Annotated in this window: 26 protein-coding genes and 1 pseudogene; 12 read left to right on the top strand and 15 right to left on the bottom strand. The window is 72.6% G+C overall.

Annotation, left to right across the window (positions count from 1 at the left end; translation table 11 throughout):
- Positions 1-28: 28 nt before the first annotated feature.
- Positions 29-721, bottom strand: coding sequence for a zf-HC2 domain-containing protein (locus tag BGP03_RS00765; protein ID WP_296366254.1), 693 nt, complete (start codon positions 719-721; stop codon positions 29-31).
- A gap of 53 nt (positions 722-774) precedes the next feature.
- Here BGP03_RS00765 and BGP03_RS00760 point away from each other — a divergent pair, with 53 nt between their 5' ends.
- Positions 775-1335 carry a sigma-70 family RNA polymerase sigma factor gene (locus BGP03_RS00760; RefSeq protein WP_296366252.1) on the top strand — a complete coding sequence of 187 codons (561 nt, stop codon included), beginning with the start codon at positions 775-777 and terminating at the stop codon, positions 1333-1335.
- Positions 1336-1351: 16 nt separating this feature from the next.
- Here the strand turns inward: BGP03_RS00760 and BGP03_RS00755 are convergent, their stop codons facing one another.
- On the bottom strand, positions 1352-2242 hold the full coding sequence (locus BGP03_RS00755) for a ferritin-like domain-containing protein (protein WP_296366294.1): 891 nt from the start codon (positions 2240-2242) through the stop codon (positions 1352-1354).
- A gap of 225 nt (positions 2243-2467) precedes the next feature.
- A complete protein-coding gene (locus BGP03_RS00750) occupies positions 2468-3433 on the bottom strand; it encodes an asparaginase (RefSeq protein ID WP_296366291.1) in 966 nt (321 codons plus the stop codon).
- A gap of 109 nt (positions 3434-3542) precedes the next feature.
- On the opposite strand from BGP03_RS00750, the gene BGP03_RS00745 reads away from it, so the two are divergent.
- The 3 genes from BGP03_RS00745 (at position 3543) to BGP03_RS00735 (ending at position 6597) form a co-directional block, all read left to right on the top strand.
- Complete coding sequence (locus tag BGP03_RS00745; RefSeq protein ID WP_298799384.1) at positions 3543-4142, top strand: TerD family protein; 600 nt, start codon at positions 3543-3545, stop codon at positions 4140-4142.
- Positions 4143-4477: 335 nt separating this feature from the next.
- The gene (locus BGP03_RS00740) at positions 4478-4915 is read left to right on the top strand and encodes an SRPBCC family protein (RefSeq protein WP_298799393.1); all 438 of its coding nucleotides are present in this window, start codon (positions 4478-4480) and stop codon (positions 4913-4915) included.
- A gap of 602 nt (positions 4916-5517) precedes the next feature.
- Positions 5518-6597, top strand: a complete 1080-nt coding sequence (locus BGP03_RS00735; protein WP_298799385.1) for a hypothetical protein — start codon at positions 5518-5520, stop codon at positions 6595-6597.
- Between the two features lie 67 nt (positions 6598-6664).
- Here BGP03_RS00735 and BGP03_RS00730 read toward each other — a convergent pair whose 3' ends face one another.
- From BGP03_RS00730 to BGP03_RS00720, 3 genes and pseudogenes are all read right to left on the bottom strand, one after another.
- Entirely contained in the window at positions 6665-8407 is a 1743-nt protein-coding gene (locus tag BGP03_RS00730; RefSeq protein WP_298799386.1) for an FAD-dependent monooxygenase, read from the bottom strand.
- Positions 8404-9261, bottom strand: coding sequence for an intradiol ring-cleavage dioxygenase (locus BGP03_RS00725; RefSeq protein ID WP_298799388.1), 858 nt, complete (start codon positions 9259-9261; stop codon positions 8404-8406). Before BGP03_RS00725 ends, BGP03_RS00730 begins: the two co-directional genes overlap by 4 nt.
- Positions 9254-10196: pseudogene (locus BGP03_RS00720) on the bottom strand (maleylacetate reductase). The gene BGP03_RS00725 and the pseudogene BGP03_RS00720 overlap by 8 nt, the downstream one beginning before the upstream one ends.
- Positions 10197-10346: 150 nt before the next feature.
- Here BGP03_RS00720 and BGP03_RS00715 point away from each other — a divergent pair.
- The gene (locus BGP03_RS00715) at positions 10347-11318 is read left to right on the top strand and encodes a LysR substrate-binding domain-containing protein (protein ID WP_298799389.1); all 972 of its coding nucleotides are present in this window, start codon (positions 10347-10349) and stop codon (positions 11316-11318) included.
- Positions 11319-11349: 31 nt separating this feature from the next.
- Here BGP03_RS00715 and BGP03_RS00710 read toward each other — a convergent pair whose 3' ends face one another.
- The 5 genes from BGP03_RS00710 to BGP03_RS00690 all read right to left on the bottom strand — a co-directional run bounded on the left by BGP03_RS00710 (position 11350) and on the right by BGP03_RS00690 (position 13936).
- The gene (locus BGP03_RS00710) at positions 11350-11481 is read right to left on the bottom strand and encodes a hypothetical protein (protein ID WP_296366235.1); all 132 of its coding nucleotides are present in this window, start codon (positions 11479-11481) and stop codon (positions 11350-11352) included.
- A 126-nt stretch (positions 11482-11607) separates the two neighbouring features.
- Positions 11608-11904 (bottom strand): Dabb family protein, encoded by a 297-nt coding sequence (locus tag BGP03_RS00705; protein ID WP_298799390.1) that lies wholly within the window; start codon positions 11902-11904, stop codon positions 11608-11610.
- On the bottom strand, positions 11901-12335 hold the full coding sequence (locus BGP03_RS00700) for a response regulator transcription factor (protein ID WP_298799391.1): 435 nt from the start codon (positions 12333-12335) through the stop codon (positions 11901-11903). Before BGP03_RS00700 ends, BGP03_RS00705 begins: the two co-directional genes overlap by 4 nt.
- An 80-nt stretch (positions 12336-12415) precedes the next feature.
- Entirely contained in the window at positions 12416-13228 is an 813-nt protein-coding gene (locus BGP03_RS00695; RefSeq protein WP_296367157.1) for a GAF and ANTAR domain-containing protein, read from the bottom strand.
- Positions 13229-13324: 96 nt separating this feature from the next.
- Positions 13325-13936, bottom strand: coding sequence for a DedA family protein (locus BGP03_RS00690; RefSeq protein WP_296367159.1), 612 nt, complete (start codon positions 13934-13936; stop codon positions 13325-13327).
- A 40-nt stretch (positions 13937-13976) separates the two neighbouring features.
- Here BGP03_RS00690 and BGP03_RS00685 point away from each other — a divergent pair, with 40 nt between their 5' ends.
- Positions 13977-14336 carry a DUF1330 domain-containing protein gene (locus tag BGP03_RS00685; RefSeq protein WP_296367161.1) on the top strand — a complete coding sequence of 120 codons (360 nt, stop codon included), beginning with the start codon at positions 13977-13979 and terminating at the stop codon, positions 14334-14336.
- The gene (locus tag BGP03_RS00680; RefSeq protein ID WP_298799392.1) at positions 14333-15028 is read left to right on the top strand and encodes an SGNH/GDSL hydrolase family protein; all 696 of its coding nucleotides are present in this window, start codon (positions 14333-14335) and stop codon (positions 15026-15028) included. The genes BGP03_RS00685 and BGP03_RS00680 overlap by 4 nt, the downstream gene beginning before the upstream one ends.
- Here the strand turns inward: BGP03_RS00680 and BGP03_RS00675 are convergent.
- The gene (locus BGP03_RS00675; protein WP_298799394.1) at positions 15013-15156 is read right to left on the bottom strand and encodes a LuxR C-terminal-related transcriptional regulator; all 144 of its coding nucleotides are present in this window, start codon (positions 15154-15156) and stop codon (positions 15013-15015) included. The two genes, BGP03_RS00680 and BGP03_RS00675, sit on opposite strands and share 16 nt — an antisense overlap.
- Between BGP03_RS00675 and BGP03_RS00670 the strand changes: the two genes are divergently transcribed.
- Entirely contained in the window at positions 15110-15850 is a 741-nt protein-coding gene (locus tag BGP03_RS00670) for a hypothetical protein (protein WP_298799395.1), read from the top strand. The genes BGP03_RS00675 and BGP03_RS00670 overlap by 47 nt on opposite strands.
- Before the next feature lie 67 nt (positions 15851-15917).
- Here the strand turns inward: BGP03_RS00670 and BGP03_RS00665 are convergent, their stop codons facing one another.
- On the bottom strand, positions 15918-18080 hold the full coding sequence (locus tag BGP03_RS00665) for a 3-hydroxyacyl-CoA dehydrogenase NAD-binding domain-containing protein (RefSeq protein WP_296367177.1): 2163 nt from the start codon (positions 18078-18080) through the stop codon (positions 15918-15920).
- A 40-nt stretch (positions 18081-18120) separates the two neighbouring features.
- The gene (locus tag BGP03_RS00660) at positions 18121-19341 is read right to left on the bottom strand and encodes an acetyl-CoA C-acetyltransferase (RefSeq protein WP_296367167.1); all 1221 of its coding nucleotides are present in this window, start codon (positions 19339-19341) and stop codon (positions 18121-18123) included.
- A gap of 85 nt (positions 19342-19426) precedes the next feature.
- Between BGP03_RS00660 and BGP03_RS00655 the strand changes: the two genes are divergently transcribed.
- From BGP03_RS00655 to BGP03_RS00640, 4 genes are all read left to right on the top strand, one after another.
- Complete coding sequence (locus BGP03_RS00655; protein ID WP_296367169.1) at positions 19427-20176, top strand: MerR family transcriptional regulator; 750 nt, start codon at positions 19427-19429, stop codon at positions 20174-20176.
- 17 nt (positions 20177-20193) lie between these two features.
- Complete coding sequence (locus BGP03_RS00650) at positions 20194-20520, top strand: cupin domain-containing protein (RefSeq protein WP_296367171.1); 327 nt, start codon at positions 20194-20196, stop codon at positions 20518-20520.
- Entirely contained in the window at positions 20517-20930 is a 414-nt protein-coding gene (locus BGP03_RS00645; protein ID WP_296367172.1) for a thioesterase family protein, read from the top strand. The genes BGP03_RS00650 and BGP03_RS00645 overlap by 4 nt, the downstream gene beginning before the upstream one ends.
- 85 nt (positions 20931-21015) lie before the next feature.
- The gene (locus tag BGP03_RS00640) at positions 21016-21294 is read left to right on the top strand and encodes a hypothetical protein (RefSeq protein ID WP_296367174.1); all 279 of its coding nucleotides are present in this window, start codon (positions 21016-21018) and stop codon (positions 21292-21294) included.
- Positions 21295-21310: 16 nt separating this feature from the next.
- On the opposite strand, the gene BGP03_RS00635 is transcribed toward BGP03_RS00640, so the two are convergent.
- On the bottom strand, positions 21311-22063 hold the full coding sequence (locus BGP03_RS00635) for an enoyl-CoA hydratase/isomerase family protein (RefSeq protein WP_296367175.1): 753 nt from the start codon (positions 22061-22063) through the stop codon (positions 21311-21313).
- Between the last annotated feature and the right edge of the window lie 137 nt (positions 22064-22200).

Below are 22200 nucleotides of genomic sequence, written 5' to 3'. Positions count from 1 at the left end.
CCGTGGTTCCCGGGTGTGCCCGGCGTCATCATGCGGCCTCGTGATGGGCGGTGGGAGCCAGACCAAGGCCGCCGGAGGGTTCCTCGGGCTCGTCGGCCTGCCCGGAACGGTGCGCGGGTGTGTGCAGAGCCAGTCCGTCGCCGCCACCTCGGCGGTCGATCCGCTGCAGCACCAGCAGCAGTACGAAACCGACGACGACGAGCAGGTGCGTGGCGAGGCGGACCGGGTCGACCCGGCCGACGAGCAGGTCGAGCACGCTCAGCACCCCCAGCACCCCGACGAACGCGCCCACGAGCGCCACCAGCCCGGACGTCCGCCGGGCGGTACCGGTGGCCACCCAGAGGAACCCGACGGCGAGCGCCAGGTTCCACGCCGCGCTCTCGTGCGACATGTGGGCCGCCGCTCCCCCACCGGCCCCGACGATGCCGCTGATGGCCAGCGCGCACTGCCCGATGCCGACGGCGCCCAGGCCCAGCCGGACCCCGGAGGCACCGATCCGGCGAGGACGCGATGGCGCCGCCGCGAGCACGGCCGCCACCAGGTCCGGGGCGGGTTCGACCGCGCGGGTGCGCGTCAGGCGGGTGACGTGCGCGGCCCGGTCGACGTACTGCCGGCAGCCGGCGCACCCGTCCAGGTGGGCGTCGAGGGCCGCGGCCTCACCGGGGAGCTCCTCGTCGTCGAGCCGGGCCGAGATGGCGTCCCGTGCGTCAGCACACAGCATGTCCATACGGTCGCCGCGGGCCGGCGGAAAGTTCCCGTGGATACTGTGGCGCCATGGCCGAGCGCTCCGACGACGCGCGCATCACCGCCCTCGCCACGGCGGCCGGCGGTGGCGACCGCATGGCCCTGGCGGAGTTCGTGCGGGCCACCCAGCGTGACGTGCACCGGTTCGTCGTGCATCTGGCCGGGCCGGCCGACGCCGACGACATCGCGCAGGACACCTACGTGCGCGCGCTGCGGTCGCTGCCGCAGTTCGCGGGCCGGTCCTCGGCGCGCACGTGGCTGCTCTCGATCGCCCGGCACGCCGCCGCCGACGCCGTCCGCACGGCGGTGCGCCGCCCCCGCACCACGGGCGTCGCGGACTGGGAGGCCTTCGGCGGCGTGCGCTCGGCGGCGGACGAGGCGGTGGTGCTGCGCAGCCTCGTCGACGCGCTGGATCCGGAGCGGCACGAGGCGTTCGTGCTCACCCAGGTGCTGGACCTGAGCTACGCCGACGCCGCCGACGTGTGCGGCTGCCCGGTGGGCACGATCCGTTCCCGGGTGGCCCGGGCACGCGAGGATCTGGTGGCCGCGATGGCGGACAGCCCCCGCTCGCGGCGCGCGAGCGAGGGCTGACCGCCGAACAGTGTGATCAGTTGTTCTTGTCGCTGGTGTTGATCTCGCCGTTGACGCCGTCGGGGAAGAATCCGCCCTTGGAGACCTTGGCCGGGTTCAGGTAGGCGATGTTCAGCACCGAGCCCGCGGTGCGCGAGTAGGCGATGCCGTTGGCGTCGGTCGGCACGATGTTCGCCCGGCCCTTGTCGTCCACGATGCCCTGGTCGTCGTCGGTCTTGCCGTCCAGGCTGTCGCGGGCGTCGGAGATCGCGCCGGCGGGCACGTCGAGGCCCTTGGCCAGCAGCACGGTGCGGATGAGGCCCGCGTGGTAGGCCTCGACCGCGAGGATGCCGGCGGCCGCCTCGAGGAAGGTCTTGTTCGAGATGAGGGCCGCGGCGCCCTTGTAGGCCGTGACGCCCACGTCCTCGAACACGAACGCGCCGAGGAGGAAGTTGTCCTCGTTGGCGAACGGGTCGAAGGACTCACCCGGCTTGATCAGCCCGGCCGCGGTGGCGGCCGCGTTGAACGCGTCGGTCAGGTTGATCTCCGGGCGGGCGACCTTGGCGTCGCCCAGCGCCGCACGGAGGAACTCGACGTGGTGCAGCTCGTCGTAGGCGATCTCCTCGGCGTACTGCTTGCCGAGCTTGGACTCGAACTTCACCTTGTAGCCGCCGGTGACGCCGCCCAGCGTGCCGGTGCCGTCGATGTCGCTGTCGGCCAGCCCCTTGCCGAACGCCCCGCGCAGGTAGTACTCGGCCTCGAGGTACTCGAGGTTGAGCGCGAAGTTGAGCACCGCGCCGTCGCTCGGTCCCTTGGGGGCGTCGGCGCCACCCGCGAACGCCTGGCCGGCCGTGACGCCGAGCGCCCCGACACCGACGACACCCGCGGTTCCGATTCCCGCGGCGCGCAGGAATCGGCGACGGTCCATCGGGTTCTCGGAACTGCGGCTGATCGCGTTCTTCACGAACGTCTGGTTGAACCCCTCGAACACTGCATTCTCCTCGGTGGAAATAGGGGAGCACCCGCTTGGAGCAGGAGCGCAGCGCCGAGACGCCGCTATCCGGTTCAACGACATCTGGCCCGATCGGAAATTACCCCATTGGAGTGGAGATCGTTAAGTGCAAGGATATTCTTCACGGATTCGACCGAGAACTTAATTCACGGAGAAATGCCCGGGCAACGGCGACCGCACTGTTCCCACCGACCGGCCGTGGCCCAGGACGTCGACCCGGCCCAGCCCGTCGGGCAGCGGGACGTCGAGGGCCCGCAGCGCTCCGGCCACCACCACCGGCACCGGGCGCGGGGAGCCGTCGAGGACCTTGAGCGCCAGCGCCCGGCCGTCCGGCAGGGCCGCCGCGAACACGCCGTCGGCGCCGTCCTTGGCGATCAGGCCCGGCACGCCCTCGATGAACGCGGTCACCTCGCGCCCGGTGCCGCCGAGGAACCACGGGTGCTCGCGGATCGCGGTGGCCACGCGGTGCTCGGGCGTGCCGTCGGCGGCGGTGGCGATCCGGGCGAACGCCCGCGCCAGTCCCGCGACCGTGCAGGAGAACAGCGGCGCCCCACAGCCGTCGACGCTGGTGTGCGCGGGGTCGCCGTCACCGGTGAGCCCGGCGACCGACGCCCGGATCGCCTGCTGCAGCGGGTGTCCGGGCTCGAGGTAGGTGCGGTGCTCCCAGCCGGCCGCGACGCAGGTGGCGAGCATCGCGGCGTGCTTGCCCGAGCAGTTCTGGACGAGCGACGACGGCCCGTGCCCGGCGACGCGCCACGCGTAGGCGGCCTCGGCGTCCCACGGCGGGGCCGGGGTGTTCTGCAGGTCGGCCTCGGTCAGTCCGGCGCCGGCCAGGATCGCGCGGACGCCGTCGAGGTGGGCGGGCTCGCCGGAGTGGCTGGCGGCGGCGAGGGCGAGCTGCTCCCCGTCGAGGTCGAGCCCGGCGCGCAGCATCGCGACGGCCTGCACGGGTTTGAGCGACGAGCGCGGGTAGAAGGTGACGCCGGGGTCGCCGACGGCCCGCACCGGCACACCGTGCGCGTCGAGGGCCACGAGGTGGCCCAGGTGCACGGACTCGACGACGTCCCCCCGCACCACCTCGGCGAGGACCTCGGCCTTCTCACTCATCACGGGGGGCGACGGTACGCGGCGCGCGACGGTGCGGTCGGCCGCGGGCCACCACCAGCGCGGTCCGGGTGAGGGCTCGCGGGACGGGAGGGAACCGGGCCTACCGCCCGTGAGTTGGACGGGCGTGGTGGTCGATCTCCTGCCGGGTGCGAACATCGCGCTGCCCGGCGCCGCCGTCACGGTCGCGCCCGTTGGCCCGTTCGACCTCTCCGCCCTCGTCGTGGACGCGTGGGGGTCCGTCTCGGGCGACGCCGACAGGGTGTTCTGGAACGCCCCCACCGGCCCCGGCGTGGTGCTGGGCCCGGCGGGTCTCACGGTGACGCCGGCGCGGCTGAGGCGCGGCGCCGCGAAGGTCGTGGTGGTCGCGTCGCCGGCGGAGGAAGGCGTCGCGTTCGGGGCCCTGCCGCCGCCCGCCTGCGTCCTGGGCGACGGCACCGCGTTCGCGCGGCTGAGCGCGCCCCGGCTGCACACCGAGACCGTGGTGCTGCTGGCCGAGATCTACCGCCGCGACGGGCGGTGGCGGGTGCGCGCGGTCGGCCAGGGCTACGCGGACGGGCTGGCCGGGCTGGCGCGGGACTTCGGGGTGGACGCAGATCGGCCTCGGGCACGCGCTCGGTGGCCCGTACGGCGTGTACTGGACGCAGGTGTTCGGCACTCCCCGTTAGACGGCCCGCCGCGCACGACGTACCACCCGTCGGCGCCCTCGTAGCGGACGCGGACCTGCACGGCCGCGGTGTCGTCGCAGGTGGACCCGGTCGAGACCGGGCAGGGGCCCACGCCGGTACCGTCGCGCCCCGGCACGACGTCGCGGGTGTCGCAGGCGCCTCCCTGGCCGATCCGGTGCGGGAAGCGTCGCGCGAGCAGCCCGCCATGGAGCCCGCGGTCGTCACGGTGAGGACGGCCGGCTCGGCCTTCGCGGCGGCCACCGACGGGATGGACGGCGGGGTGACTCCGCGGCCGGGGGAACCCCCACGGGTCACTGCGTCCGGGCGACGACGTGACGGCGAAGCGCCGATTACCGGTCTACCGTGAGCGGGTGATCCGATCCGAGCTCAGGTCGCCGCTCCCGCCGCCGTCGCGCACGCCGTCCTCACCGACATCACGGCGTGGAAGCTCTGGTCGCCGCACATCGCCCGGGTCGACACCGCCGAGGAGCGGATCGAGGCCGCGGGCTGGACCGGCCTGGTCAAGCCGTGGTTCGGCCCGGCCACCCGGATGGAGGTCACCTGGTGCGAGCCCGGCCGCGGCATCCGCTGGACCTCCACGGCGGCGGGCCACCGGCTCGACTACGCCGACCTGATCACCCCCGACGGCCCCGACGGCTGCACCGTGACGATGACGGCCACGGTCAGCGGCCCCGCCGGGGCGGTGGTGCAGCAGCTGGCGGGCCCGCTGTCGGCCTACGGCCAGCGCCGCCGCCTCACCCGCCTCGGCGCGCTGGCGGAGTACCTGCACCGTCGCACCATCGTCTTCGCGGCATGAGCTGCAGACCGGTCACCGTGACCATCGAGCTCATCCCGGCGAAGTCGGCGGCGCTGCGGGTGTAGATCGGCAGGTTCCGCGACGAGGCGGTGGCGGCGATCATCAGGTCGAGCCGCTGCTGGAGCTCCGCCGCGCTGATCGCGGTGACTTCCGGGACGGCGGGCAGATCCGCCGGGTCGAGCAGATCCAGGTCGACGGACGTGCACGTGTCGAGCACGCCCGACGGCGGGCGTGGCTGTGGCCCAGCCACGGGGCCGGCCCGGGGGGTTGTCGGCGCCGGCGGTGTCCTCGCCGAACAGCTCGTCCGCTTCGGCACGCATGTCGGCGTGCGCCGCCCGAGGCAACGTGCGGTGCCGCGCGACGAGGGCCTCCGCCGTGAGCCGCCGTCGCCGGGCGACGGGCCGCAGCTCGGCCGCCTCCCCCGTTCCGCGTGACGAGGCAGGTCTCGCGCGCCTCGCAGGCCCAGCACTGCAACCTCGCAACCGGTCACGGGGTTCCCCCCACCGGATGGTGCCGAACCACCCCACAGGGGTGGCAACGGCGGGTAGCTTCACGGACGGTTCCAGTGATCGACACTCGACCGGCCCGGAGGGCGTAACGCGATGCAGGTGCAGCGATGGGCGGTCCTCGTCCTGGCGGTGGTCATGTGGGCGCTGCCGGGGCTCGGCGGGGACTCCACCACCGACTCCGGGGTGCGCACCATCGCCGCCGATCCCCCGTCGTCCTACGTGTCGACGACCTACCTGCCCGGCTCGGCCCAGCGCGGGAAGTCCGGCGACACTGAAGAGGTGACGCCCCCACCCGTGCCGACGCCCGCGCCCGCCGGCGGTGAGCTGCGCACCCTGGCCAAGGGCACCGGCCGCACCACCGACGTCAGCAGCAGCGACCAGCTCACCCGGGCGATCGCGGCGGCCCGGCCCGGCGACACCATCCGCATGGCCGCCGGCACCTACTCCCCCGTCGTGATCTCGACGTCCGGCACGGCGGAGGACCCGATCACCCTCACCGGCCCCGCCGACGCGGTGATCACGGGCAGTGGCAAGGGCTACACCGTGCACATGGACGGCGCGAGCTGGTGGCAGCTCGTCGGGTTCGCGGTCACCGGGGGCGGCAAGGGCGTGATGCTCGACAACGTCCAGCACATCCTGCTCGACTCCCTCGACATCGGCCGCACCGGCGACGAGGCCGTGCACTTCCGCACCCACTCCAGCGACAACACCATCCAGCGCTCCACCATCCACGACACCGGCCTCGACCAGCCGCAGTACGGCGAGGGGGTCTACGTGGGCAGCGCGAGGAGCAACTGGAAGAAGATCACCGGCGGGCCGCCGGACCTGTCGATGAACAACCGGATCGTCGGCAACACGTTCCGCACGATCACCGCGGAGAACGTGGACGTGAAGGAGGCGACCTCCGGCACGTGGATCAGCGGCAACCGCTTCGACGGCTCGGCCACGAGCGGCCAGAACTTCGCCGACTCGATCGTCGACGTGAAGGGCTACTCCACCACGGTGATCGACAACGTCACCACCGGCGAATCCCCGGCACTCACGAACATCATCGAGACCCACGTGATCACCGACAAGGCCACCTCGGGCTGCGGCAACACCATCGCGGGCAACACCACCCAGGGCTTCACCCCGAAGGGCGCCGACGTCGCCGTGGACAAGAAGTGCAACTGAGTGCGGCTGACGCCGCCCGTGCGCGGAAATCAGTGCCCCAGCACCGATTTCCGCGCACGACCTCGGATCAGCGGGCCAGTACCTGGGTGAGCACGCGGCGCAGGTCGGACGTCGGGTCGTCGACCAGCGCGGCGCTGCGCCAGGCCACGTGCGCGTCGGGGCGCACCAGGACGCAACCGTCCTCGCCCACCTCGCGCGCGCCGGCCCAGTCCTCGTAGAGGTCGTTGTACTCCCGGCCCGGCCCGATCACGTGGGCCACCAGCTCGACGCCGAGCTCGGCGGCCACCTTCGACGCCGCGTCGGCCCACGCCTCGCCCGCGATGCCGGTGAACAGGCAGAACCTGCCCTTGCCCGCCACGTCGTGCGTGGAGACGCGGCGCCCGTCGCGGCCCAGCCAGACGTGCGGCAGGCGCGCGCCCGGCCACGTCGTCGGGTGGTAGTACAGCTCGGGGTCGCGGGTGTACTCCGGCTCGGGGGTGCCGTCGGGCACCACCGCGCCGGACGCGTAGCGCTGCCCCAGCTCCACACCGTGGGCGTTGAACTCGTAGTTCTTGAGGTCCAGGGCCTTGCGCAGCTTCTCGCGCTGGTCGGCGGCCTCGGGGGTGTTGGCCGAGCGGTCCTGGATGCGCCGGCGCATCACCTCGGGCTCGGCGGCGTCGAGCAGGCCCAGCGCCTCGAAGATCGCGCCGAACTCCTCGATGCTCTGGTTGGCGCGCAGCACGATCTGCTTGCCGACGGGCGTGCGCTCGGCGTCGTAGGAGTCCAGCAGCGCCTCCCCCGCCGTGCCGCGCAGCACGTACGCGAGCTTCCAGGCCAGGTTGTAGGCGTCCTGGATGGAGGTGTTGGAGCCCAGCCCGTTCGACGGCGGGTGCCGGTGGACCGCGTCGCCCATGCAGAACACGCGGCCCGCGCGGTAGCGGGTGGCGAACATCTTGTTGTTGCCCCACAACGAGGTGGAGCGGATGGTCACCGGGATCGTGTCGTCACCCACCAGCTCGTGGACGATCTTGATGGCCTCGTCGTCGGTGACCTCGGGCGGTGGCTGGTTGATGTCGTAGCCCCAGATCACGAGCCACTCGTTCCACGGCCGCACCATCCGCACGACGCCCATGCCGATGCCGCCGACGTCCGAGCCGGGCTGCAGCACCCAGTACAGGACGCTGGGCCGGTAGTCGACGTAGTGGGTGAGGTCGGCGTGGAAGACGATGTTCATCGAGCCGGCGACGTCCATCTCGCCCTCGAACGGCAGGCCGACGTCCGCGGCCACCGCGCTGCGCCCGCCGTCGGCGCCGATCACGTACTTCGCGCGGATCACGTACTCGGCGCCGGTGATCCGGTCCCGCACCGTGACGTCCACGCCGTCGGCGTCCTGCACCAACGACACGTACTCGGTGTCGAAGCGGATCCGGCTGCCCCGCGACGCCGCGTGCCCGATCACGATGGGCTCGAGGAACGTCTGCGGGATGTCGCAGTTGGGTGACGGGCTCGCCATCGTGTAGTCGGCCTCGCGCGCCGGGTGGGTGCCCCAGGTGCGGACGCGGCCGATCTCGTCGCCGGCGAGGCTCGTGCAGAACACCGTCTCGCCCATGAGGTCGTGCGCGGTGCCCTGGGCGAGCACGTCGTCCTCGATGCCGAGGTCGCGGAAGATCTCGACGGTGCGCTGGTTGGTGATGTGCGCGCGCGGGGTGTTGGCGGTCCAGCGGTACTTGGTGATCACCATGTGGTCGACGCCGAGCGTGGCCAGCGACAGGGCCGCGTTGCCGCCGGCCGGGCCGCTGCCGATGACGAGGACGTCGGTCGTGAGGGTCATGCCTTCTCCAGGACGATGTCGAAGTTCACGCTGTTCCAGGGGCCGTCGATCGCGCGGCCGTCGGGCGCGGCGCCGGCCGGGTGCTCGGGGAAGTCGGTGATCAGGCTGTCCTTGACGCCGAACACGGCGTCGCTGCCGAGGTACGGGTCGCCCGAGACGAAGATGTGGGTGATCAGCGTGCGGTAGCCGGGGGCGTCCACCTTGAAGTGCAGGTGCGACGGGCGCATCGGGCTGCGCGAGGTGGCGGCGAGCAGGTCGCCGACCGGGCCGTCGTCGGGAATGCCGTAGGCCGAGGGCAGCACCGACCAGAAGCGGTAGCGGCCCTCGTCGTCGGCGGTGAGCCGGCCGCGGCCCGCCGTGCGGTCGCCCTCGTACTGGACGTCGTAGAAGCCGTCCTCGTCGGCCTCCCACACCTCGATGTGGGCGCCGGCCACGGGCGAGCCGTCCACGCCGTGGACGCTGCCCGTCACCCAGCACGGGTTGCCCTTCGCGCCGAACGCGATGTCGCCACCGAGCTCGACCTCCGGCGCGCCCTCGACGAAGTACGGCCCGAACACCGTCGACGGGGTGGCCTCCGGCGAGTCGGGGGCGTTGATGCCGACGGTGAGCATCGACAGCCCCAGCACGTCCGACAGCAGGATGAACTCCTGGCGCCGGTCGTCGGTCATGTGGCCGACGCGGGTGAGGAACCCGATGCCCGCGGCCCACTCCTCCTGCGTCAGCCGCACCTCCTGGGCGAACGCGTGCAGGTGCCGGGTGAGGCTCCCGACGATCTCCTTGAGCCGCTCGTCCTCCGTGTCGGCGAAGCTGGCCACCACCTCGTCGGTGACCGCCTGTTCCCGCTGCTCATCCATGCTGTTCTCCTGACCACGCGTCGCGTACGAGCCGCCGCAACGCCCCACTGCCGACCGGCACGGGGTTGTCGGCGGGCACCACCGGCTCGGTGAGAGCGGCGGCTTCGTCGATCTTCTCCTCCGGGAGGCCCAGGTCGCGCAGCCCGCGGGGCACGCCGAGCTCGTCCGCGAGGGCGCGGAGCCCGGACCCGCCCAGTGCGCGGGCCACCCGCGCCGCGGCGTCCGGCGCGCCCGGTGCGTTGAACGCCAGCACGTGCGGCAGCACCACGGCGTGGGTGCGCGCGTGCGGCATGCCCATCCCGCCGAGCACGTGGCAGAGCTTGTGGTGCAGGCCCGATCCCGTGACGGCGAACGCGGACGCGGTGAGCCAGGCGCCGCGCAGCAGCTCGGCCGGGTCGTCCTCGCGCAGGCCCGTCGCCAGTGCCGCGATGCCCTCCTGCGCGATCACCGTGCTGACGGGGTTGCGGCCGGGCGCCCACAGCGCCTCGACGCCGTGCCATCGCGTTGAGCCCGCTGGCGACGGCCAGGTCGCGGGGCAGGGTGGCCGTCAGCTCCGGGTCGTAGACGACGGTGCGCGGCAGCACCGCGAGGTCGAACCCGGTGGTCTTGATGCCGTTGTCGCTGGTGCCCCAGATCGCCGTGACCTCCGAACCCGAGTACGTGGTGGGCACGGCGACGATCGGGACACCCGCCGTGAGGGCCACGGCCTTGGCGGCCCCGATGGTGGAGCCGCCCCCGATGCAGAGCACCGCGTCGGCCATGACGTCGACGGCCATCGCGCGCACGGCGGCCGCGGTGGCGACGGGCACGTGCTCGACGACGTCGGTGAACGTGGCCGCCACCCGCGGGTGGAACGGCGCCACCAGTTCCCGGACGCGCTCGGCGTCGCGCGTGGACGCGATCAGCAGCACCCGCGTGGCCTCGAGCCGGGCCACCTCGTCGGCGAGCCGGGTGCGCGCGGCCCCGGGGCCGAACACGATCCGGGCCGGCAGCGCGTCGTACGTGAAAGCGTGCACCAGCTCACAGTGGGGGGTCGGCAGCCATTCGTCCAATACCGATTCCGAAGCTCAGCCATACTCACAACCATGGATCTGAGGCAGCTCCGCTACTTCCTCGCCGTCGCGGAGGAGCGATCGGTCACCCGCGCCGCCACCCGCCTGCACCTCACCCAGCCCCCGCTCTCGGCGCAGCTCGCCCGCCTGGAGCACGAGCTCGGCGTTGAGCTGTTCGTGCGGCACCGCCGCGGCGTCGACCTCACCGAGGCCGGCCGGCACCTCGTCGAGCACGCCCGCCGGGTGCTCGACGACGTGGACGCCGCCGCGGCGGTCGTCCGCGGGCTGGGCCGCACCGGCCGGCTGGCGCTCGCGTTCGTGCCTGCGCTGGCGTGGTCGGTGCTCCCGCCGCTGCTGCGCCGGTTCACCGAGGAGAGCCCCGGGGTGGAGCTGCGCTTCCTGGAGGCCGGCACCGACGCCGTCGCCGAGCACGTCCGCGCCGGACGCGCCGAGCTCGGCCTTGTACACCTGCCGCCGGGCGGGGCCGCGGGCGGCGTCGGCCCCGATCTCGACGTGGCCGTCGTGCGTCGCGAGCCGCTGGTGGCGGTGCTGCCCCGCACCGACGCCCCGCCCGAGCGGGTGGACCTCGCCTCGTTGGCCGACCGCCCGTTCCTCGCCCCCGCGCGCGAGGTGTGGGGCGGGCTGGCGGCCCACCTCGCCGGCGCGTGCCGGCTGTCGGGGTTCGAGCCGACGCTGCGGGAGGTCGACCTGGTCCAGACCGCCGTCGCGCTGGTCGGCGCGGGGCTGGGGGTGTCGGTACTGCCCGCGTCGGCGGAGCTGGTGTGCGGGCCCGACGCCGTCACGCGCCCGTTGACGCGACACGTGCCGGTGGTGGAGACGGGCCTGCTCCGCCGGAGGACGGACGAGCCGACGGCGGCGGTGCGGTCGTTCCTCCGGGTGGCCCTGGCGACGCCGGAGCCGGACGTGCTGGGCCCCGCGTACGCCCGCCGCACCCCGACGAGTACTGACCGCGCAAGCGCCGCAGCGGCCGCACCCCCGCCGTGACGGGTGTGCGGCCGCGAACGTACTGGTGCGGTCAGGGGGTGGCGCGGCGGACGACCGCGAACCCTGCGGCTCCCAGTACCAGCGCGATCAGCAGTGGGTAGCCCGCGAACAGCGCGAGCGGGGACGTGGCGGCGAAGAACGACCCGCTCCAGGGTGGAGTCACGCCAGATCCAGCCGGCGACCTTGAGACGCCGGCACTGGCACCGCGCGGCGTGGTCCCGGCGCCCGAGAACCGTCTGGATGTCCTCGAAGGGCACCTCCTCCGCGGGGACGATCCGCACCACGACGGTCAGTCGGGCAGCCGGAACTGCACGCGCAGGATGATCTCGCTGATCGGGGCGAACATCTCCGCCCGGATGCGGTTGTGCTCCGCGTCGAGGTCGTAGGTGCGGTAGGCGTCCTCGTCGACGAAGTCGCCGGTGATGGCGAAGCTGGCACCGCCCTCGCGCAGCCCCAGATCGAGCCCGGCGACGAGCCGGAAGTCGACGCCGTCGACGGTCAGGTCGCGCAGCGCCTGCAGGCCGCGCTCGATCGCCTCGGCCGGCACGCCCTCGCGCACCCGGCCCACCACCACGTTGCGGATCACGCGGTGAGAGTGCCACACCGCCGCGGCGGGTTCTCGGCGAGAGCGGTGACGCGCTCGCGCAGCTCGGCGAGCCCGAACGGCTTGACGAGGTAGCCGTCGCCACCCGCGGCGAGCGCGGCGGCCCGGTCCTGCGAGGAGTCGCGCGCGCTGACGACGAGCACCGGGACGCCGACCTGACGCACCCGCAGCGTCCTGATCAGCTCGAACCCGTCCATCCCCGGCATCGACAGATCGGTGACGACGACCGCGGGGCCGACCGCCGCGAACACCGCGAGCGCCTCGGCCCCGTCCGCCACCGCCGTCACGTCGAACCCGGACGCCTGGAGCCCGAGCGCGACGGCACGGCGCACCGACTCGGTGTCCTCCACGAGCAGCACCCGCGGACGGCGGTGCGGGGTCTCGGTGGGGTGGTCGAGCGTGGCGGTCGACATGGTGGGCTCCTCGGTTCGGCGTACGGACCACGGTCGTCCCGCTGCCTGAGAGGAGCCTGGCGAAGCCCTGTGGTTCGCCCCTACATCTCGATGCGCCGCTCCACCAGCGTCTCGGCGACCTGCGCCAGCTTCACGTTGAGCGCCTGCGAGGCGCGGCGCAGCGTGTCGAAGGCCTCGTCGGCGGAGATCCCGCGGCGCTCCATGAGGATGCCCTTGGCCTGCCCGATCACGTCCCGGCTGTTGATCGCCTCCCGCAGCTGCGCCATCTCCAGCTCCGCCGTCGACGACGCCATCGTGGCGTGCAGCGCGGTGGAGGCGTGGGCGGCGAGCACGAGGGCGAGGTCGCGGTCGAGCTCGTCGAGCCCGCCCCGGGACCGCGAGTAGATGTTGAGCGAACCCAGCCGCGGGGTGGCACCGCCGTGCGGGAAGAGCCCGACCGCGAGGACGCTGTGCACTCCCAGCTCGGCGGCGGCGGGCCCGAACGTCGGGAACTCGCGGCCGGAGCCCAGGTCGTCGGAGAACGTCACGCCCAGGCCGGGCGTGCGGGTGGCGTCGACACACGGGCCCTCGTCGAGCCGGTACTGGACCTCGTCGAGCCGGGTGGCGAGCGGCTCGGTCTGGACCGGTGTGTGCAGGCCGTCCTGGGCGCGCATCGAGACGCTGACGAGATCGGCGCCGGGCACCACCACCGACGCGGCGCGGACCACCCGCTGCAGCACGCCGTGCACGGTGTCGGCGTCGGCGAGGTGCTCCGCGAGCCGGACGAACTCGCGGGCCAGCGGACCGACGAGCATGTCGGCGACATCGTCGGGGTCGCCACCGGCCCGCAGGATCGCGAACCGCGTCCGCTCGGCCGCCCAGTCCTCCTCGGCCCACTCCTGATCCGTGGTCACGTGCACCTCTCTCGCTTCCGGCCCGCTCCGCGGGACCGGCGCGGAAGCTTGACCTACAACCGGGGCCCGGGGCAAGCCGGCTCCGCATCCGAGGAGTCAGGACCGGGCGGCCCGCCGTCCGCGGTACCGCCGCACCACCAGCACGGCCAGTCCGACGAGGAGCAGCCCGATCACGACGTAGGAGACGGGCCCGAGCCAGCCCTCCACCTGCGCCCAGTTCTCCCCCAGCAGCCAGCCGATGCCGAGGAAGGCGGCGTTCCAGATCCCGCTGCCGAGCGCGGTGAGCAGGACGAAGCGCATCAGCGGCATGCCCTCGATGCCGGCGGGGATGGACACGACGCTGCGCAGGAACGGCACGAACCGGCACAGCAGCACGACCTTGCCGCCGTGGCGCGCGAACAGCTCACGGCCCCGGTCGATGTCCGAGACGCTCGCCAGCACGAACCACGGCCGCGCCGCGAGCGCCCGCAGGCGGTCGTGGCCGAGCCACGTGCCCAGCCCGTAGAGCACGAGGGCTCCGGCCACCGACCCGACGACGGACGCCGGCCACACCGTGAGGAGGTCGAGCGCGCCGGAGCGGGCCCGGAACCCCGCCAACGGCAGGATCACCTCCGACGGGATCGGCGGGACCACGTTCTCCAGGAAGATCAGTAGTCCCACCCCGAGAGCCCCGAGACGGTCGACGATCGCGAAAATCCAGTCGGCCACGTGTCCACAATGCCCGAATCCGTTCAGGCAGGATGAGCTGATGGCGATCAACCCCACAGGCGCCGACATGAAGGCGTTCCTCGCCGTCGAGCCCGATGCCCCCGTCGTGATGCTCAACCTGCTGCGCTTCGCCGAGGGCGGTGCGGAGCGGTACGACGAGTACATCGCCCACTTCCGCCCGTACGCGGCGAAGGTCGGCGCCACGGTCGTGTACTTCGGCCACGGCGCCGACCCGGTCGTCGCCGAGCACGGCCAGGACTGGGACGCCGTGCTGCTCGTGTCGTACCCCAGCCGTCGCGCGTTCTCCGACATGGTGCGCGACCCCGGCTACCAGGAGGGCACGCACCTGCGTACGGAGGCGCTGGTGGAGGCGGTCCTGCAGCCGACCACACCCCGATGACCACGCGTTTCGAGTTCTCCAACCTCAGCGGCCGCCCACCGGGGCAGTTCGTGTCGCTGGCGTCCCGGTTCTCCCGCGGCGTCCGTTCCGTGCAGGAGCAGACCGTCCCCTACGCCGACGCGTGGCTGCGCGACAACATCGCCGCCCTGCAGGCCGAGGGCCCGCTGTGGGTGGCGCTGGGCGACTCGATGACCGTCGGGATCGGGGCCAGCACCCACCGCCGGGGCTGGGTGGGGCAGCTCGCCGCCCGCAAGCCCGGCTGGCGCGTGGTGAACCTCGGCATCAGCGGTGGCCGTGTCCGCGACGTGCTCGACCGCCAGCTCCCCGCCCTGGAGGGGCTGGGCGCCGTCCCCGACCTCGTCACGCTGCTCGTCGGCAACAACGACCTCATGAACCCCCGCTACCGCCCGACGCTGCCCGCGGACCACGTCGAGCTGCTCGAACGCCTCCCCGCCGGCACGGTGGTGGGCAACCAGCCCGGCACCTACGCGGCGGCGCTGGCGTTCAACGCCCAGATCGACGAGGCGGTCGCCACCGGCACCGTGCGGCTGGCGGAGCTGCGCGACCCCCGCACCCGGCACTGGAAGGGCAAGCTCGCCGCCGACCACTTCCACCCGAACGACCGGGGCTACGCCGGGATCGCCGACATCTTCGCGGAGGCGCTGCGGGCGCGCGGTCACGACGTGCGCTGACCCAGATGGGCCAGCACCGCCAGCACCCGGCGGTGGTCGTCGCCGCTGTCGGCGATGCGCAGCTTCTGGAAGATCGCGCGCATGTGCGTCTCCACGGTCCGTTCGGCGAGGACGAGCCTGCGGGCGATACCGGCATTTGGTGCGGCCCTCCGCCACCAGCGCGAGCACCTCGCGCTCGCGTGCACTCAACGCGGCCAGGTCGCCGCCGTCGCCGACCGCGGCCACGATCTCGTGCCCGCCCTCGGTCAGCAGCCGGGCGAGACCCTCGCGGAACAGCACCGGGTCCTCGGCGATCACGATCCGCACGGCACCTCCACCCGCACCTCGGTGCCCTCCCCCGCCGGGCTGCTGATCCACAGCTCCGCCGCCGGCGGAGGCGACGCGGTCGCGCAGCGAGGTGATGCCGAACCCCTCGCGCGCGCCGCGCAGCTCCAGCCGCAACCGGCTGACCTCGATCGGCAGTCGTGCCTCGACGGCCACCTCGCGGGCGCGGCGCAGCCGGCGCGCAGATCCGGTCCCGAGTGCCAGCACCCCGACCGGGGCGTCCCCCGTCCGCAACGCGATCTGCGGAGCCCGTGCCTCGACGGCCGCGGGCGCGCCGTTCAGTCGACGAAGGCGGCCGCCACCCTCGACGGCATCCGCAACGGCAGCGTCGACTTCGCGTCCGTGGCCGACGTCGTGGCGGCGGTCCAGCCCGGCGCAGGCGCTCCCAGCGGCTACGGCACGGCACAGCTGACCCGGGGGAAGTACCTGATCGCGAGCCCGATCGGCGACCCGCCGGCGTTCACCGGCACGGTGGCCACCGAGCTGACGGTGCGCTGACCCGCAGACGACGAACGGCACTCCCGTCGCAACCTGTGCGACGGGAGTGCCGTTCGTCGGAGCCGGGTCAGGCGTCGACCAGACCCTGCGCCTTCTTCCGGAGGCTGTCCGGGACCTCGAAGCGCGCGCCGTACTTCTGCGCGTACTCGTCGGCCTTCTTCACGAAGCCCGCGACGCCGCCGGGGTAGCCCTCGACGTACTGCACGACGCCGCCGGTCCACGCCGGGAAGCCGATGCCGAAGATCGAGCCGATGTTCGCGTCGGGCACCGTGGTCAGCACGCCCTCGTCGAAGCACTTCTGCGTCTCGATGGCCTCGACGAACAACATCCGCTCGGAGAGCTCGTGCAGGTCGACGTCGTGGTTGGTGGCCTTGAACTCCTCGCGCAGGCCCGGCCACAGCCGCGTCCGCTTGCCGTCGACGTACTCGTAGAAGCCCGCGCCGCTGCTCTTGCCCTTGCGGTCGAACTCCTCCACCAGCCGGTCGATGATCGCGTCCGACGGGTGCGGCGTCCAGGTGCCACCGGCCGCCTCGACGCCCGCCTGGGTCTCCTTGCGGATCTTCTGCGGCAGCGTGAGCGTGAGCTCGTCCATCAGCTGGAGCACCGGTGCCGGGTAGCCGGCCTGCGAGGAGGCCTGCTCGATGGTCTGCGGGTCGATGCCCTCGGCCAGCATCGCGACGCCCTCGTTGATGAAGGTGCCGATGACGCGGGAGGTGAAGAAGCCGCGGCTGTCGTTGACGACGATGGGGGTCTTCTTGATGCCCAGCGTCAGGTCGAACGCCTTGGCCAGCGTGGCGTCCGAGGTGCGCTCACCGCGGATGATCTCCACGAGCGGCATCTTGTCGACCGGCGAGAAGAAGTGCAGGCCGATGAAGTCGCCCTCGCGGTCGAGACCGGCGGCGAGCTCGGTGATCGGCAGCGTGGAGGTGTTGGAGCACAGCAGGGCGTCCGGCTCGACGATCTTCATCGCCTCCCGGAACACCTCCTGCTTGAGCGCCACCGACTCGAAGACGGCCTCGATGATCGTGTCGCAGCCCGCGAGGTCGTTGTAGTCGGCGGTGGGGGTGATGCGCTGCAGCAGCGCCTCGCCCTTCTCCAGCGTGGTCCTGCCGCGCTTGACGCCCTTGGCGACCAGGGACTCGGAGTACGCCTTGCCCTTCTCGGCGGCTTCGAGAGAGACGTCCTTGAGCACGACCTCCCAGCCCGACAGCGCGCAGACGTAGGCGATGCCCGCGCCCATCATCCCGGCGCCGAGGACGGCGACCTTGCGGGGCGCCCACTTCTCGTAGCCGTCCGGGCGGGACCTGCCACCGTTGATGGCCTGCAGGTCGAAGAAGAACGCCTTGGTCATGTTCTTGCTGACCTGGCCGCAGACGAGCTCCACGAAGTAGCGGCCCTCGATGCGCAGCGCGGTGTCGAAGTCGACCTGGGCGCCCTCGACGGCCGCGGCGAGGATGTTGCGCGGCGCCGGCATGGGCGCGCCCTTGAGCTGCTTGCGCAGGTTCGCGGGGAACGCCGGCAGGATCGACGCGAGCGCCGGGGTGGACGGCGTGCCGCCCGGGATCCGGTACTTCGGCTGGTCCCACGGCTGCGTGGCCTCGGGGTTCGCGGCGATCCAGGCCTTGGCCTTCTCCAGCATCTCCTCCGGGGTGGAGGCGAGCTCGTCGATGATGCCGACCTCGAGCGCCTTGTCCGGCTTCATCCGCTGCCCCTGGGCCAGCACGTTCATGAAGCCGTTCGCGATGCCGAGCATGCGGGTGATGCGGGTGACGCCACCGCCACCGGGCAGCAGACCCAGCGTCACCTCGGGCAGGCCGTAGATCACTCCGCGGGCGTCGAGGCCGATGCGGTGGTGACACGCGAGGCCGATCTCCAGGCCGCCGCCGAGCGCGGTGCCGTTCATCGCCGCGACGACGGGCCGGCCCAGCGTCTCCAGCTTGCGCAGCTGGGCCTTGACCTCGGTGACGTTCTCGAACACGGCGGGCGCGTCGTCCGGCCCGGCGGAGGAGAGCTGCTCGAGGTTGCCGCCCGCGAAGAACGTCTTCTTGGCGGAGGTGATGATCACGCCGACGAGCTCGTCCTTGGCCGCCACGAGCTGGTCGACGACCTCACCCATCGCCGCCTTGTAGGCGTCGTTCATCGTGTTGGCGCTGCTGCTCGGGTCGTCGAGGGTGACGATGGCGATGCCGTCGGCGCCCTTCTCCCAGCGCACCGCCTTCTGCTGCTGCATCGACTTCTCCTCCGCGGGAACGATTGCGTCGTCAGCCATGTCAGATCCGCTCCACGATCGTCGCAATGCCCATTCCGCCGCCCACGCACAGCGTGGCCAGGCCGTACCGCAGCTCGCGGCGCTCCAGCTCGTCGATCAGCGTGCCGAGGATCATCGCGCCGGTGGCGCCCAGCGGGTGCCCCATCGCGATGGCGCCGCCGTTGACGTTGGTGATCTCGTGGCTGATGTTCATGTCCTTCATGTACCGCATGGCGACGGCGGCGAAGGCTTCGTTGATCTCGAAGAGGTCGATGTCCTCGACGTTCAGGCCGGCCTTGGCCAGCGCCTTCTTCGACGCGGGTGCCGGGCCGGTGAGCATGATCGTCGGGTCGGCGCCGGACAGCGCGGTGGCGACGATGCGCGCGCGGGGGCGCAGGTTCGCGGCCTTGCCCGCCGCCTCGGTGCCGATCAGCGTCAGCGCGGCCCCGTCCACGATGCCGGAGCTGTTGCCCGCGTGGTGGACGTGGTTGATCTTCTCGACCCAGTGGTAGCGCTGCAGCGCGACGGCGTCGAAGCCGCCGGACTCGCCCATCATCTCGAACGAGGGCTTCAGGCCCGCGAGGCTGTCGAGCGTGGCGCCGGCGCGGATGAACTCGTCGTGGTCGAGCACGGTCATGCCGTTGCGGTCCTTGACCGGGACGACCGACTTGGCGAAGTAGCCGTTGGCCCACGCCTTGGCCGCGCGCGCCTGCGACTCGACGGCGAACGTGTCGACGTCCTCGCGGGAGAAGCCCTCCAGCGTGGCGATGAGGTCGGCGCCGATGCCCTGGGGCACGAAGCCGGTGGAGTACGACGTGTCGGGGTCCATGGCCCACGCGCCGCCGTCGGAACCCATGGGGACGCGCGACATGACCTCGACGCCGCCGGCGAGGACCATCTCCTCCATGCCGGAGCGGACCTTCTGCGCGGCGGTGTTGACGGCCTCCAGGCCGGACGCGCAGAAGCGGTTCAGCTGGACCCCGGCCACCGTGTCGGGCAGGCCGGCGGCGATGGCCGCGGTCTTGGCGATGTCACCGCCCTGGTCGCCGATGGGCGAGACGACGCCGAGCACGACGTCGTCGATGGTGTTCGTGTCGAGCTCCGGGTAGCGGGCACGGATCTCGTCGATCAGGCCGATAACCAGACTGACGGGCTTGACCTCGTGCAACGAGCCGGAGGCCTTGCCCCGGCCGCGCGGTGTGCGGATGGCGTCGTAGACGAATGCCTCGGGGATCTCGGACATGCAGACCTCTCCATCAACGGGTGGTGCCACCTTTGTTACAGCAGCACTGTCACATAGGTCAAGGTTACGCGTACTGTGACGTCCCATGGCGGCACCTACCACTTGCGGGACACCCGCACCCGGGCAGCCACCCGATGATCTGCTGACGATCGACCAGCTCTCCGAACGCACGGGCGTCACCGTCCGCACGATCCGCTTCTACGCGAGCCGCGGGCTGCTCCCGGCCCCGCAGCTGCGCGGGCGCACCGGCCTCTACGGGCCCGACCACGTCGCGCGGCTGGAGCTGGTCACCGAGCTGTCCGGCCTGGGTTTCACCCTCGCCGCGATCGAGGGCCAGCTGGAGCGGCTGCCCGCGACGGCGGGCGCGGAGGACCTCGCCCTGCAACGGGCCCTGCTCACCCCGTGGGTGCCGGAGCAGATCGAGGAGATCGACGCCACCGAGCTCGAGCGGCGCGCCGGCCGGGCGCTGGGCCCCGCCGACGTCGACGCGTTGGAGGGCCTCGGCGTCATCACGCGGCTCGACGCCGGCCGCGTCCGCGTCCACGGCACCGCGACGCTGAGCGAGAGCCTCGCCGTCCTCGACTCGGGCCTGCCCGCCGAGACCTGGCGGCGGGCGCACGAGATCATCGACAAGCACACCACCGCGCTGGCCGAGGACCTGATGGCCATGTTCCAGGCCGAGGTGCTGCAGCCCTACCGCGACCGGGGACGGCCCGCCGACGAGCGCAGCCGGCTCGCCGAGGCGTTCAGCCAGCTCAAACCGATCACCGTTCGTGGCGTCGTCACGGCGTTCGGGCGAGCGGTCAACAGGACTATTCGCGAGCGTGTGGGATAGGCGATACCGTCGCCGGTGTGCAGGTTCTACGTGCCGCAGGCCACTTCGCCGTCCGCGAGGGTGAGCCCAACCAGTACCGGGAACACTTCCGCGTCGCCGATCTCTCGGTCGGCACCTACTGCATCCCCGTCGGGGGCAAGGACGGCCAGGATCCCCACAGCGAGGACGAGATCTACGTCGTGGTCCGCGGGCGCGGCCGTCTGATCTCCGAGACCGGGGAGAGCGACGTCGGCCCCGGCACGGTGATCTACGTGAAGGCCCACGAGCACCACCAGTTCACCGAGGTCACCGAGGACCTGTCGATCGTGGTGGTCTTCGCCCCGGCGGAACGATCCCGGGAATGACGTTCCTCCACCCCGTCCACGTCCGCTACCTGGAGGTCGACGGGCAGGGCGTCGTGTTCAACGCCTGGTACCTCGCGTGGTTCGACGACGCCATGACGGCGTTCCTGCTCCACGGCGGGCTGCCCTACCGCACGATGCTCGACGCCGGCTACGACGTGCAGCTCGTCCGGACGGAGATCGACTGGAAGGCCGGCGTGGGCTTCGGCGACGAGGTCGAGGTCGCCGTGTCCACCGCCCGGATCGGCCGCACCAGCTTCGCGCTGGACTTCGAGGTGCGGAGGGGTGCGCAGGTCACCTGCGCCGGGCGCACCTTCTACGTGGTGATCGCCACCGACGGCAGCGGCAAGCGCGAGATCCCCCCGCTCATCGCCGCGGCGCTGGGCGAGCCCGCTCCCCTGCTGCCCGTCTGAGCTGTCTCACTTCGCGCCATCCCGCGCCGCCGCGGACCGGGCGGGGCGAGGATCGGGCCGTCACCGTCGACGATCGGGAGGTTCCGTGTCCGTCCCACTGGAGGGTCCGCTGACCAGCGGCGTGTGGATGCACTACGCGCTCACCCGGATCCGCGCGCTCGTCGACAAGCCTCGCGAGGACATGACCGACGACGAGCTGCGCATCTACTCGCTCGCCACCGCCGCGCTCGCGGGCGGCGAGCCGATCATCCCGCTCATCGAACGCGGCGCGGCCCGGTTGTGCCGGGTCTGCGGGGCGGAGTGGCCGCTGCGGGCCGCCGCGGCGCACGTGGCGGGCTGCCCGATCCGCACCGCCACCGCCTGATCGCCCCGGCACACCCTCACTTCGCGGTGGCCGACTCCAGGTAGGCCGCCATCCAGCCGTCCGCGACGTGGCGGTTCCACAGCTCGACGGTGCGCTCGTGCTCGTCGGCGTAGCGGTCCATGCGCTCGCCGGTGTCGCGGCGCAGCTGCTGCTTGGTGAAGGCGAACGTGTCGGGCGGCACCGAGGTGGCCATCGCGCGGGCCCGGACCACCGCCTCGGCGAGGAGGGCGTCGGGGGCCACGACCTCGTCGACCAGCCCGAGCGCGACCGCCTCGGCCACCGGGTAGGTCTGCGCCCCGAGCATCAGCCGGCTCGCCACGACGTCCCCCACCGCGAAACGGACGACCTCCATCGCCACGCGAGGGAACGGCACCCCGACCAGCAGCTCCGGCACCCCGAGGCGACCCCGACCCTCGGCCGCCAGCGTCACGTCGGCGCAGGCCGCGAGCACGCAGCCGCCCGCGATCGCGTGCCCGTTCACCGCGGCCACCACCGGCTTGCCCAGCTCGAACACCGCGCGGAACATCGCGTCCAGCGCCGGGACGAAGCGCCGGATGTACGGCTCGCCCTCCGCCACGAGACGCCGCAGGTCGGCGCCCGCCGAGAAGGCGCGGCCCGTTCCGGTGAGGACCACGGCACCGGCCGGATCGGTGCCGAGCGCCCGGAACTGCGCCGCCACCGCCTCGCACAGCTCCGCGTCCATGGCGCTGACCGGGCCGTGGTCGAGCCGGACGATCGCGACCTCGTTGTCATCGCTGCGTTCGATCACGAGCCAGGACGGTACCCGTCGCGTTCACGTGGCAGGCTTCGCAGGAGAGCCCGACCGTCGAAGATCTGGGAGGAACCATGCCGCAGAAGGTCCGCGGAGTCGTCGCGCACAAGAAGGGCGAGCCCGTCTCCGTCGAG

This window comes from Pseudonocardia sp. 73-21 (genome assembly GCF_001899645.1).
Classification (GTDB): Bacteria; Actinomycetota; Actinomycetes; order Mycobacteriales; family Pseudonocardiaceae; genus Pseudonocardia.
This window is presented reverse-complemented; position numbering and strand designations above follow the sequence as displayed.

What these genes read in the sequence shown, in the direction of transcription:
- BGP03_RS00680 (WP_298799392.1), top strand. Translation starts at nt 14,333, where the DNA reads ATGACCACGCGTTTCGAGTTCTCCAACCTCAGCGGCCGCCCACCGGGG.
- BGP03_RS00665 (WP_296367177.1), bottom strand. Translation starts at nt 18,080, where the DNA reads ATGCAGCAGCAGAAGGCGGTGCGCTGGGAGAAGGGCGCCGACGGCATC.
- BGP03_RS00730 (WP_298799386.1), bottom strand. Translation starts at nt 8,407, where the DNA reads ATGACCCTCACGACCGACGTCCTCGTCATCGGCAGCGGCCCGGCCGGC.
- BGP03_RS00670 (WP_298799395.1), top strand. Translation starts at nt 15,110, where the DNA reads ATGTGCGTCTCCACGGTCCGTTCGGCGAGGACGAGCCTGCGGGCGATA.
- BGP03_RS00660 (WP_296367167.1), bottom strand. Translation starts at nt 19,341, where the DNA reads ATGTCCGAGATCCCCGAGGCATTCGTCTACGACGCCATCCGCACACCG.
- BGP03_RS00760 (WP_296366252.1), top strand. Translation starts at nt 775, where the DNA reads ATGGCCGAGCGCTCCGACGACGCGCGCATCACCGCCCTCGCCACGGCG.
- BGP03_RS00755 (WP_296366294.1), bottom strand. Translation starts at nt 2,242, where the DNA reads ATGGACCGTCGCCGATTCCTGCGCGCCGCGGGAATCGGAACCGCGGGT.
- BGP03_RS00685 (WP_296367161.1), top strand. Translation starts at nt 13,977, where the DNA reads ATGGCGATCAACCCCACAGGCGCCGACATGAAGGCGTTCCTCGCCGTC.
- BGP03_RS00750 (WP_296366291.1), bottom strand. Translation starts at nt 3,433, where the DNA reads ATGAGTGAGAAGGCCGAGGTCCTCGCCGAGGTGGTGCGGGGGGACGTC.
- BGP03_RS00645 (WP_296367172.1), top strand. Translation starts at nt 20,517, where the DNA reads ATGACGTTCCTCCACCCCGTCCACGTCCGCTACCTGGAGGTCGACGGG.
- BGP03_RS00700 (WP_298799391.1), bottom strand. Translation starts at nt 12,335, where the DNA reads ATGTCGACCGCCACGCTCGACCACCCCACCGAGACCCCGCACCGCCGT.
- BGP03_RS00735 (WP_298799385.1), top strand. Translation starts at nt 5,518, where the DNA reads ATGCAGGTGCAGCGATGGGCGGTCCTCGTCCTGGCGGTGGTCATGTGG.
- BGP03_RS00655 (WP_296367169.1), top strand. Translation starts at nt 19,427, where the DNA reads ATGGCGGCACCTACCACTTGCGGGACACCCGCACCCGGGCAGCCACCC.
- BGP03_RS00725 (WP_298799388.1), bottom strand. Translation starts at nt 9,261, where the DNA reads ATGGATGAGCAGCGGGAACAGGCGGTCACCGACGAGGTGGTGGCCAGC.
- BGP03_RS00765 (WP_296366254.1), bottom strand. Translation starts at nt 721, where the DNA reads ATGCTGTGTGCTGACGCACGGGACGCCATCTCGGCCCGGCTCGACGAC.
- BGP03_RS00715 (WP_298799389.1), top strand. Translation starts at nt 10,347, where the DNA reads ATGGATCTGAGGCAGCTCCGCTACTTCCTCGCCGTCGCGGAGGAGCGA.